The organism is Methanobrevibacter sp. (genome assembly GCF_017406825.1).
GTDB lineage: Archaea > Methanobacteriota > Methanobacteria > Methanobacteriales > Methanobacteriaceae > Methanocatella.
Genome location: NZ_JAFQXT010000027.1, coordinates 52233 through 63955 on the forward strand (window position 1 = coordinate 52233; position 11723 = coordinate 63955).

At 32.0% G+C, this 11723-nt stretch carries 9 protein-coding genes; 7 read left to right on the forward strand and 2 right to left on the reverse strand.

Annotated elements, in window-relative coordinates:
* Positions 1-207: 207 nt before the first annotated feature.
* The 7 genes from IJF99_RS04750 to IJF99_RS04780 are packed head-to-tail and all read left to right on the forward strand — an operon-like array spanning position 208 to position 10563.
* A complete protein-coding gene (locus IJF99_RS04750; protein ID WP_292792600.1) occupies positions 208-1530 on the forward strand; it encodes a UDP-glucose/GDP-mannose dehydrogenase family protein in 1323 nt (440 codons plus the stop codon).
* Complete coding sequence (locus IJF99_RS04755) at positions 1524-2564, forward strand: LicD family protein (protein WP_292792602.1); 1041 nt, start codon at positions 1524-1526, stop codon at positions 2562-2564. Before IJF99_RS04750 ends, IJF99_RS04755 begins: the two co-directional genes overlap by 7 nt.
* Before the next feature lie 43 nt (positions 2565-2607).
* Positions 2608-4659 carry a glycosyltransferase gene (locus IJF99_RS04760; protein WP_292792604.1) on the forward strand — a complete coding sequence of 684 codons (2052 nt, stop codon included), beginning with the start codon at positions 2608-2610 and terminating at the stop codon, positions 4657-4659.
* Positions 4659-7559, forward strand: coding sequence for a glycosyltransferase family 2 protein (locus IJF99_RS04765; RefSeq protein ID WP_292792606.1), 2901 nt, complete (start codon positions 4659-4661; stop codon positions 7557-7559). Before IJF99_RS04760 ends, IJF99_RS04765 begins: the two co-directional genes overlap by 1 nt.
* Positions 7560-7568: 9 nt before the next feature.
* Complete coding sequence (locus IJF99_RS04770) at positions 7569-7727, forward strand: hypothetical protein (RefSeq protein ID WP_292792608.1); 159 nt, start codon at positions 7569-7571, stop codon at positions 7725-7727.
* A gap of 29 nt (positions 7728-7756) precedes the next feature.
* Positions 7757-9541, forward strand: a complete 1785-nt coding sequence (locus IJF99_RS04775) for a glycosyltransferase family 39 protein (RefSeq protein ID WP_292792610.1) — start codon at positions 7757-7759, stop codon at positions 9539-9541.
* Positions 9542-9591: 50 nt separating this feature from the next.
* Positions 9592-10563: a glycosyltransferase family A protein gene (locus tag IJF99_RS04780; protein WP_292792612.1), complete on the forward strand. Its 972-nt coding sequence runs from the start codon at positions 9592-9594 to the stop codon at positions 10561-10563.
* Here IJF99_RS04780 and IJF99_RS04785 read toward each other — a convergent pair.
* Positions 10544-11011, reverse strand: coding sequence for a DUF2115 family protein (locus IJF99_RS04785; RefSeq protein ID WP_292792614.1), 468 nt, complete (start codon positions 11009-11011; stop codon positions 10544-10546). The two genes, IJF99_RS04780 and IJF99_RS04785, sit on opposite strands and share 20 nt — an antisense overlap.
* Positions 11008-11673, reverse strand: coding sequence for a histidinol phosphate phosphatase domain-containing protein (locus IJF99_RS04790; RefSeq protein WP_292792616.1), 666 nt, complete (start codon positions 11671-11673; stop codon positions 11008-11010). The genes IJF99_RS04785 and IJF99_RS04790 overlap by 4 nt, the downstream gene beginning before the upstream one ends.
* Positions 11674-11723: the final 50 nt, after the last annotated feature.

Below are 11723 nucleotides of genomic sequence, written 5' to 3' on the forward strand. Positions count from 1 at the left end.
TTTCCTTTTTTTCTAATTTTTTCAGTTTAAAAAAGAATGTCATACTGTCTATTCGATAATTTTAAATAAAAAATCAATAAAAATATTATTATATCGCTAATATTGTTATTTGCAACTAAATGTTATTTTTAATATCATTTAGGTTATTAGAATTATTGCTAGATTATCATTAAACAGAATTAAAATATTGTATTCGTTGGAGAGATTATGAATATTACTGTTATTGGAACTGGATATGTTGGACTTGTTACCGGCGCATGTTTTTCTAAAATGGGAAATAAAGTCTATTGTGTTGACATTGATGAATCAAAAATTGAAGGATTAAAAAAAGGAATTTTACCAATTTTTGAACCTCATTTAGCGACAATGGTAAAAAATGGTCAGGAAAAAGGCGATTTGATATTTACAACACAAATCAAAGAGGCTCTTTATGAAACAGACATTATTTTCATTGCCGTTGGAACTCCAATGGCAAGTGATGGCTCAGCCAATCTTGATTATATTTTCTCAGCTGCAACGGATATTGCTGAAAATATCTCTCATGATTCATTGGTGGTAATCAAATCAACTGTTCCAATTGGAACAGGTTTTAAAGTTAAGGAGCATATAGAAAGAATCTTGCAGGACAATAACTCTAATGTTAAAATTGACATTGCTTCAAATCCTGAATTTCTAAAAGAAGGAAGGGCAATTGAGGATTGCATGCATCCTGACCGTGTGGTAATCGGTGCGGAAAAAGATGAAATATTTGATATATTGAAAGATTTGTATTCTTCATTCGTATTGAATCATGATAGATTTGTTTTAATGGATATAAAATCCTCTGAAATGACAAAATATGTTGCTAATGCAATGCTTGCAACAAAAATATCCTTCATGAATGAGATAGCAAATATTTGTGAAGTTACCGGTGCTAATGTCCAGCAGGTCCGTTTGGGAATCGGTTCAGATAGGCGTATAGGTTATGATTTTATTTATGCCGGCTGCGGATATGGCGGGAGTTGCTTCCCAAAGGATGTTCAGGCATTAATCAATACTGCCCAGAATGCCGGTTATGAACCTATGATTTTATCCAATGTTGAAAAGGTTAATGCAAAACAAAAAAAGGTCTTAGTAAACAAGGTAGTCGATAGGTTTGGTAGTGATTTAAACGGACGAACTTTTGGAATTTGGGGGCTTTCCTTCAAACCCGGCACTGATGATGTTCGTGAAGCTACATCACAGGTAGTAATTACATCACTTATTGACAAAGGTGCAAAAATCAAAGCATATGATCCGGAAGCTATCAATGAATTCAAAAAGGCAATTGATGATAAGTATTTGGATTCAATAGAATTTGTTGATAATAGATATTCCGCTGCAGATGAATGTGACGGATTGATTTTAATAACAGAGTGGAAAGAATTCAGAAATCCTGATTTTGAATTGTTAGGAAATAAATTAAATGAGAAAGTAATATTCGATGGACGAAATATTTATGATAAGAAAATAATTAAAAAAGGATTTGAATTATTCCAAATCGGATGTTAGAATTAGGTGAAGTGTTAATTATGCTAGGCAAGTTAAAAAATAAATTTTTGCAACATAGCGGGTCTTATAATTTCTATAAAAAAGAGCATGAAATTTTAACTAAGGATTTGGATAAAAAGATAAATCAATTGTCTAAAGAAAATAAGCAACTTAAAAGGAAAATCAATGAAAATGAAAAGATTTTAGATTCATATCATGATTTATTTGAAAACATATTTCTGAACCATGAATTAAAACCCATTAAGTTATGGGAACAGGTGCAGACTTTAGAACAAGAGTTATTAACATTTATTGATAATATCTGCAGCAAATATGGTTTGGAATACTGGCTGGATTATGGTTCGTTGCTAGGTGCAGTGAGACATGGAGGATTCATACCTTGGGATGATGATTTGGATATTGGTATGATGAGGAGGGATTTTGAAAAGTTATATCCTATTCTCGAAGAAGAGATTAAATTGCATAACTTGGAAAATGACATCGATTTAAGGCTTTATCATGTAAACATTAATGATTTTGTCATTGCTTTTATTCAATTTACTTATAGATATCCAAATTTTGGGATTACAATGAGTAACATAGATATCTTTCCTTATGATTATATAAATTCAACTGAAAATATCACTGATGAATTATATTATAAACAAAGAGATTCAATGATAAAGAAATTCAATGATAAAGTTAATCCTAAGCTCGTAATTGAAGAGTATATGGATAGTTTGGATTTAACTTATGAACATTCATCTTATATTGTTCCTGGACCTGAAGCGCCAAGAGGCAAAACACAATATAAGTTCCATATTTATGATGAAAATGTCATATTTCCATTAAAAACAATTAAGTTTAAAGATAGGATTTTTAAATGTCCTAATAATTGTGATGAACATCTTAAAGGAATTTATGATGATTATACAGTAATTCCAAAGAAAATAACTAATCATAATTTGTTAAAGGCTTTAAAAGCAACTGATAATATTGAAGAAGAGTTTGTTATAGCAATTGAGAAATTAAATAAAATAAATAATGAATTTTAGTATAAATGAATAATATTTTTAATTAACGATTTGGGAATTGAATATGAGTCTTAAAAATAATGGGGTTAAAATTTCAATTTTAATGCCGGTGTTCAATGATGAAGAGTATCTAAGCGAATCAATAGACAGTATCGTCAAACAAACATTAAAGGACATTGAGCTAATATGTGTTAATGATGGTTCAACTGACAGTTCATTAGAGATTCTTAACGATTATTCGAATAAGTATGATTTTATTAAGGTTTTCACAAAAGAAAACGAAGGATCAGGTATTGCAAGAAATTATGCTTTAACAAAAGCAACTGGTGAATTTATTGCATATTTGGATTCGGATGATATTTTCATCAATGAAAGGGCATTGGAACTAATGTATGACTCAGCAATAAAAAATAATGCTTTAATGGTTTCAGCAAACCTTCTTGGCATAAATATTAAGGGCGAACTTGTCGTCAATGATAATTTGGAAAGATTCAGCGAAGAAGGAATGATAACCCCTCAGGAATATGGAATTCCTTATTCATTTTATAAAAATATATTTAATAGAGAGTTCTTGTTAGAGAATAATATTATATTTCCGGACTTGTTGAGAGGCCAGGACCCTGTATTTTTAGCGGAAATATTCACTCTCGTTGACAAGATTCCGACCGTTCCTGTTGATTTATATGGTTTCAGATATCCTAAAACCGGAAGCCTATTAAAGATAAACACCTATCGTAAAAAATATGATTATATAAAGCATTTTAAAGAGACATTCGATATTTTGGATGAGGCTGGATTTAGCCAAATGAAGGCAAATTATGAGAAAAGGCTAGCTGAATTCATCAATGCATATCATAACAGATACACTAAAGAAATTAAGGACATTGTATATGAGGTATTTAAAGATGATGAGGATATCTTGAATTCAGTGAAAGACTTGTTCATCAACCCTAAGATTTCCGTTATAATTCCTGTTTATAATGCATCCAAATTTCTGCATGAATCTATTCCAAGCGTATTAAAACAGTCTTTGAAGGAAATAGAATTGATTTGCGTTAATGACGGATCCAAAGATGATTCGCTTGAGATTTTAAATGAATTTTACCAAAAGGATAGTAGGGTCAGGATCATCGATCAGGAAAATGCGGGCTGCGGCGCTGCAAGAAACAGGGCATTGGATGAGGCCTGCGGGGATTATATTTATTTCTTCGACCCTGATGATTATATCCAAAGAAATGCTTTTAAGGAATTATATAATAATGCAGTTAAAAACGATTCCGATTTGGTGATTTTCAAGATAGCCAGATTCAGGGAGGGTGAGGATATCGACTATTCAATTCCGGGTTTTAACCTGGAAACCGTATTCAAGGATGTTGATTTCAACGATTTCACTTTTGATTATAAGGATGTCAAGAGGTATGTTCTGAATTCATCCTTCGCGCCATGGACTAAGTTATATAAAAAAGCGTTTTTAGACAAATATGATGATTTCAGATTCCCGACAGACGTTGCTTTTGATGACACTCCGTTCCATGTCCAGTCAATGCTGAGGGCATCAAAAATGTCATTCATTCCAAAATTCTTTTATCATTACAGACTCAATCCAAATTCCATAAACAACACTTCATCAAATGGCATATTCATTTTTGACATATGCGATATTGTTGAAAGATTTTTGAAGAAAGAAAATTATTTTGATGAATTTGTAGAAGAGTTTAAACTGTTTAAGATTACTCAAATAAATAACTATATGTTGTCCACGGATTCGGAGGACTATTTCCAGCGTGCCAAAAAGGAATATTCGGCAATCGATTTAGGTGAAAATCACCTGGTCAAACCTGCATTATTAAAGAGATATAATTTTGTTCTAGAATCTGATTCCCTTGAGGAATACAAATCAAAGGAATATGAAGTGCGAATCCGAGAATATATAGTCAAAAGAGACAACCTCAAAAAGGAAAACAGAAAATTGATCGATGAAAACAATAGGCTTAAAAAGGAATTATCAAAGCAGAAAGACTTGAACAAATCAATTCTTTCATCTTCAAGCTGGAAAATAACAAAGCATTTCAGAAAGTTTACGAATGTTTTAAGAAAGATTAAAAGGAGATTATAATGATCAAAGTTTCAATAATTATCCCGGTTTATAATGCTGGAAAATATTTGTCAGAGTGTTTGGAAAGCATTATCAATCAAACATTAAAAGATATTGAAATAATTTGCGTTAATGATGGCTCAACGGATAATTCACTAGATATCCTTGAAGATTATGCAAAAAAGGATAATAGGATTAAAATAATATCTACAGAAAACTCCGGTGCAGGTCATGCCAGAAATATAGGATTGGATAATTGTCAAGGAGAATATTTATATTTTATGGATGCTGATGATTTCATTGATTCGAATACCTTAGAGGAAATTTATAAATTATCCAAAGATAAAGACCTTGAAATGTTGATGTTTCCTTTAATAAATTACGATGATGAGGAAGATGAATATTTCAACAGCGATTATTATGATATGGCCGATTTGGCCGATGTTGGAGAGAATGTCTTTAATTATGAGGATATTGATGATTTGATATTTAAGATTGCCGTTTCTCCCGTTAATAAGCTGTATAATAATGAATTTATAAACAAATTCAATGTAAGGTTTCCTGAAGGCACCATTTTCGAGGACAATATTTTCTTCTGGAATGCCTTTCTAAATGCAGAAAAGGTTTTATTTGTTAAAAAATATTATTATAAACGCAGAATTCATCATTCTTCCGTTATGAGTTCTTCAAATGCAAAATTCATTGATACGATAAAGATCCATAATATGATTTTTGACATATTCCAGGAGCATAATATCTTCAATAAGTTCAAATCAAATTTGTTCAATAAGAAGGTTAGTGGAGTCTACAATAGATTATTTGAAGTAGAAAAAAATCTCCATGAACTATTTTTCACAGAGATAAAAAAAGACTTTCAATTAATGAGTGATGAATATGGTCATGATGAAATTTTATCTTATTTAACAACTAAAAACATACAAATTTTCAATAATGCACTTATTTCTAGGACTGCAAAGGAATTTAAATTATTGATGGCTCATTTTTCTATTGGAATGAAAAATGATGAAATAAAATCTGAAAATAAAGAATTAAGGAAAGAAATAAAACGATTTAAAAAAGAAAACAATACTTTATTATCATCCAATAGTTGGAAAATCACAAAACCTTTAAGATTCATCAGAAATTTTTCAATAGGCAAATACTTTTTGAATAGAAGCAATAGTTATCTTTTTTATAAAAATGAATATGAGAAGTTAACTCATAAGAATAACAATCTTAAAAGAGATGTTAAAAAAATAGAAGCGGAAAATAAAAGATTGCTTAAAGACAAAAATCACTCGCAATCACAGTCCGATGTATACCATGGAGAAGCAACTCAATTAAATGATAAATTGAATTATATTTATGATAAAAGTTCTGAATATGATAAACTTGAGGATAAAGGTTTATTTATTAAGTTATTGGGATATAAGGACCGTCTTGATGAATTAGATAAAGATATCCGTGAGTTATATAAAAATGACATGGCAAGGATAGACCTTAGAAATTTTGGGATTAGCTCTAATGGCATTGAAATTATTGAAAATTCAGCTTCAAATCCGTTGCAAAGCTTCCCTAGAGGCTTTGTTATTAAAGAAGGTAAAAGAATCATTATAGAGGCTTGCTGCGGCAAATTGGATTTAAAAATAAGGGCTATTAATGACGGAATCTTAAACGTATTCCTTCGAAGTATTTATTATGCGAATAAAAATTTGGAAAGGGTCGATTTTTACATTGAGTATACTTCATTAATTATAAATGGGGTAAACTATTTGGATAAACCTGATTTGTATGGTCTTGACAATCCATTCATTGCTGAAAGGGAAGTCAAAGACTCTGAAATTCTGGATATACATATAGAATGGGTCACCTACGATAGAACAAATCCTTATGATGGAAATAGGGATATGGAAGAAATCTATCAGGAAATCAGAAATGATCTGATAGAATCAGACCTGCAATCAGATGCCCTTAAGAAAATGCCCTTGGAATTATATAGTTTCTATATAAGAGTCTTAAATTATGAAAGCTATTATGGATATCTTAATTTCAATAATGCTTTAAAGACAAACCATAATCACGTTAACAAAAAAGAGATGCAGCATGAAATCGATAACTTCACAGGATATGGTCTCAATACCGAGAAAAGGGATGAATCAATTGTTGTATCATTAACTTCGTTTCCAGAGCGCATGGAAGATATTCATTTCTGCTTATACTCTTTGCTAACACAGAATTTCAAGCCCGATAAAGTTATTCTATGGTTAGCTGATGAACAATTCCCCAATAAGGAAGATGATCTTCCCGAAAGTGTTTTAAAACTGAAGGAAAACGGATTAACAATCAGATGGTGTCACGATATCAAATCATACAAAAAACTGATTTTCATCTTAAAGGAAAATCCGGATGATTTCATTGTAACTGCCGATGATGATATTTATTACCATAATGACTGGCTAGAAAAGATATGGAATACCTATCTTGAAAATCCAAATACAATCATATCTTCCAGACCAAGAGTAATCGCAAAGGATGAAAATAGAATATTGGATTACTATGAATGGAAGTTATCTGATGGGTTTAAAAAGCCTTCCTATTTGAATTTCCCTACAGGTGCAGGAGGCACTATGTATTTCCCGGGCGCCTTGTGCGAAAAGGTTTTTGATGAGGATAAATTCATGAGAATATGCCCGACCGCTGACGACATCTGGTTTTGGGCTATGGCCATATTAAACAATACAAAAATAACAGGCATTGATAATCCTTATAACTTTTTAACATATGTTAATGTTGCTAGGGAAACCGGAGTTATAGATAATTATACTCTATGGAACTTAAACAAGACAGGAAAAAACGATGAACAATTAAAAGATATTTTCAAGGAGTTTCCAGAAATATTGGAAAAAATCAATAATGAGTAGGGGTTTTTTATGAGTATGAACGATTGTGATAGAAAAATTGACGAAATGGAAAAAGAGATTGGAAGATTAAGATCATTAATTGAAGAAAAAGATAAAATAATTGAAAAAAACAAAGAGTATATATTTGTTTTAGAATATGAACTTGAAAAGATGAACTCAGCAAGTTAGATTTTAAATTTAAATTAGGAGCACTATTAATGGCAATAAACTCATTTTTCAATGATATGAATTTAGATAAGGGAGATGCACCTTATCTAATTTTATTATTAGTATTTGGCCTATTTTTGGTTGTGGATATAATTCATTTTAACCAATTAAGAGGTGCTTTTAATTCAGACATTTATATATATTTAATCAATGCACTTAATTTTGCAGGAATGAATTACAACAATTTATCTAGTCCGTATTGTATGGTAAACGCTCCTGTAATTTGTTTTTTAACTTCATTATTTTTTAGGATGGGTTATGTTGATATTAATGCGATTTTCATTGTCACAGGATTTTTCAGTGTTTTAGGAATTTTCGGGATGTATACCTTTTTGAAGGTTAGGTTTTCTTCATTATTAAGTTTCACCGGCGCCATATTATACAGTAGTTTATCAATAACCTTATATTGGTTTTCAAATGGTATGGTTGACGTTCCTGCTGTTTCAGTTATTCTGTGGACATTAATATTCAGTGTTGCGGCTGTTGATAAAAATCCTAAATATTGGATTCTTGCCGCCATCTCATTTGTCATTTCATTTTTTATTAGATTTACATGTGCTTTTGTTATTTTAATAATCCTTTTGTATCTTATGAAAAAATTTGACGTTATCGGTCTAATTGATAATCTTATTTCAGATAGGCCATATTTCAAAGAGCAATTAATCTCATTTTTCCGAAGTCCGGATTTTAAATGGATTTTATATTCCTCTATTTTAGGAGCATTTCTTTTGTTATTCGGATTTTATGTAATATGGTCTTATGGCGCCCAATTGTCATTTATTGGCCAGGCATCTAATTCCGTTGTTGGATTTAAAAGCAATTTCAATGATCCAAATTACATAACAGACCGCTGGTTTTATTTTAAAAACTTTTTAAATTTTTTATCATGTAATCATATTACCTTTAATGACCGGTTGACTGAATTTTTTGAGGAACCATCATTATTTGCTTATTTGATATGCGCCATATTATCTATTGGAATTATATTAAAAGTTATCAATACTGCCAGAAGGAATTTAAAATTCGATTTTTTCAAGAATTCTTATAAAACAAAGTATTTTAATTATGTTTTGCTATTCTCCTTGGCAGTATTTTTGATTTTATCAAGATACGGATTCAGATATAATTATCTTATTTCACTTTTAGGATTGTTCTTGAGCATTTCTATAATCATATCTGTTCTTCATAAATATGATTTGAATAACACTTATTCTGTTTTCTTTATTGCAAATTTGTCGTTATTTATATTTTACATGGTCATATTTTCTTATCTGAATATAAAATGCATTAGATATATTTTACCTACAATACCTGCCTTTGTATTTTTTGTTATCTATGCATTAGAGAATATCCTAAACGTTCTTGATAATGGTTTTAATACTAAAAACTCATTAAATGATAAACAGGAATATTTTATCCCAAAAAAGTTAGTATCAAAATTAGTTCCTGTAGTTTTAATAATCATATGTTTATTTGTCATTGCCAATTATACTGATACTGTGGAAATTGCAGACAGAGGAATTGATATAATAAATGTTTGCGAGTTTATCATAGATTATGATTCTGATTACCAATCAAAGGAAATAGGTTCCTATATCAATAGATACTATGAATGGTATTTGGATAAAAATGTAAAATCATTCTATGGTGTTCCACTTAAGGATTCAAATTTCACATATATTATCTCATATGAAAAATTGCATAATCGATATTATGATAAGATATATCGCTCCGGAGGAGTATATGTTTATGAAAGAACTGCGGATTTAACTTGATGAGTTTCTTTCAAACTATTTTTTATACGAGTAAATCTATATTATTAAACATGCCAGAAATCTCAGTAATCCTGCCGGTTTACAACTCCCAGGATTATATCAAAAAAGCTATTGAAAGCGTACTTTCCCAGACATTCGCCGATTTTGAGTTGATTATCATTAATGATGGATCCACTGACAATACATTGAATATCATCAATCAGTTTGAGGATAAAAGGATTAGACTCATCACGCAGGACAATCTCGGACCGGGAGCCGCAAGAAACAACGCTTTAAAGATAGCCAAAGGAGATTATATAATGTATCTTGACTCCGACGATTGGTTTTGCTCTGAAGCACTGGAAATAGCTTACGGCGAGGCCACCAGATTCGGAACAGATTTGACATTTTTCCAGATGATCAACTGGGATGGTGAGGTTTTCTATGAAAACGACTGGTTTGACATGAAGACTTTTGATGAGTCATTTGAAAATAGGGTGTTTTCACCTACTGAGACTCCAGGTTCAATTTTTGACCTTTCTGTTGGGGTCTGCCAGAAGATATACAGAAAGGAATTCCTTAAATCAATCGATGCCAGGTTTCCCGAAGGAATATTTTTTGAGGACATGCCATTCTTTTATTATGTCTATCTTAAGGCCGATAAAATTTCCATCATCAAAAAGCATCTGTATGTCAGGCGTAAGCATACCAAGTCAATCACCAATGTCGTTGATGAGAAATTCTTCGATACCGTTCCTGCCGGACAGGTCTTGCTCGACATATTTATCAAAAATGGATGGTATGATGCATACAAGTTCGACCTGCTTGCCTATAAAATCAATGGCCCTCGTTTTGCTTTAAGGGACTTGCCATTAAAAGACAAACCTCATATGTTTGACTTAATTAAAAAGGACTATGAACAAATTAAACAGGGTCAATATTATGATGACTTTTTGGCTGAGTTGGGTCCTGTAAAAAAGAAGTTCTTTTTGGATGTTTTGAGTTCAAAAGATTATGAGGAATTTAGTAAAACATCCCACTAAATCCCACATTTTTACATACGCAGTATCTACAAAGTGATTTTTCATCATGAATTGCAGTCATACGGGTTCTGCAATAATATGTTCCGTCCTGATAATAAACGTCATCCTTTTTGTCATCTGAAAATGGATGGAGAGGTTTTTTGGCAATCAGTGCCAGGTATAAGGAGATGTTTTCAGTGAATCGTTTTGTTTCATCATCGCCGCCGGCATACCTGTCAAAGTAAAACCCGATGTCTGAGCGAATATTTTTTATTACCTTGTCCTTGATTTCAAAGTCATCAGCAATTTCAATAGAATATATCTCATCGTACACGCCGGAATTGTATTTGGCAAGCTTTTTTGTTAACGGATCCCTATATCTTGGATCAGTAACCTTATTTCTCAGATAGTCAATCGGATAGTTTTCCAAATCCTTTCTTATCATGGACAGTAATTTTGATGCTTTCATAAGATTCCTTTGCTTTTCAAAAGTTCTCTTGGATTATCGACAAGAGCTTTCATTGCTTCGTCGTGACTTAGTCCAGCACCCAATGCGATTTCATATGATTTGTCGAAGGTTATCAAATCACTTGGGGCGTGGGTATCGGTATCGACGAGCAGTCTGTTTCCAACTTCGCGTGCGATGTTTGCAACATGGCCGTTTCCCAAACAGTGGCCTTTACGTGCGGAAATTTCAAGATAAATGTCATTTTCAAGAGCGATTTCGGCTTCCTCTTTAGTGATTAAGCCAGGATGTCCGAGTATGTCCACGTTTTCGGATTCAACTGCGGCCCGGTTGGTTCCAGGGGTCACAGGTTCATTTAATGTTTCTCCGTGCACAACCACTATCTTTGCACCCAAATCCTTTGCACGTGCAGCAATTCCGTCAATTGATTCGCATGGGGCATGGGTCACTTCAGCGCCCAATACCACAGTAATGTCCCAGTTGGCGTTGATGTCGTCAATCGCATCCTGAATCGCAGGTATGGTATCCACATTTGACCAATCGACATGGTCTGTAATGGCAATCACTTCATGGTCTAGTTTCAATGCTCTTCTTGCAAGTTCGGAGGGCAGTAATTCCCCGTCGCTGAATAAACTGTGCATATGTAAATCGATTCTTTTAGTCATATAATAATTTATATAGAATATAGAATATATATTTATATAACTTAAATATT

Bases quoted from the DNA above. Each gene is read 5' to 3' on its own strand.
- IJF99_RS04760 (WP_292792604.1), top strand. From the start codon at position 2,608: ATGAGTCTTAAAAATAATGGGGTTAAAATTTCAATTTTAATGCCGGTG.
- IJF99_RS04780 (WP_292792612.1), top strand. From the start codon at position 9,592: ATGCCAGAAATCTCAGTAATCCTGCCGGTTTACAACTCCCAGGATTAT.
- IJF99_RS04775 (WP_292792610.1), top strand. From the start codon at position 7,757: ATGGCAATAAACTCATTTTTCAATGATATGAATTTAGATAAGGGAGAT.
- IJF99_RS04750 (WP_292792600.1), top strand. From the start codon at position 208: ATGAATATTACTGTTATTGGAACTGGATATGTTGGACTTGTTACCGGC.
- IJF99_RS04765 (WP_292792606.1), top strand. From the start codon at position 4,659: ATGATCAAAGTTTCAATAATTATCCCGGTTTATAATGCTGGAAAATAT.
- IJF99_RS04755 (WP_292792602.1), top strand. From the start codon at position 1,524: ATGTTAGAATTAGGTGAAGTGTTAATTATGCTAGGCAAGTTAAAAAAT.
- IJF99_RS04790 (WP_292792616.1), bottom strand. From the start codon at position 11,673: ATGACTAAAAGAATCGATTTACATATGCACAGTTTATTCAGCGACGGG.
- IJF99_RS04785 (WP_292792614.1), bottom strand. From the start codon at position 11,011: ATGAAAGCATCAAAATTACTGTCCATGATAAGAAAGGATTTGGAAAAC.
- IJF99_RS04770 (WP_292792608.1), top strand. From the start codon at position 7,569: ATGAGTATGAACGATTGTGATAGAAAAATTGACGAAATGGAAAAAGAG.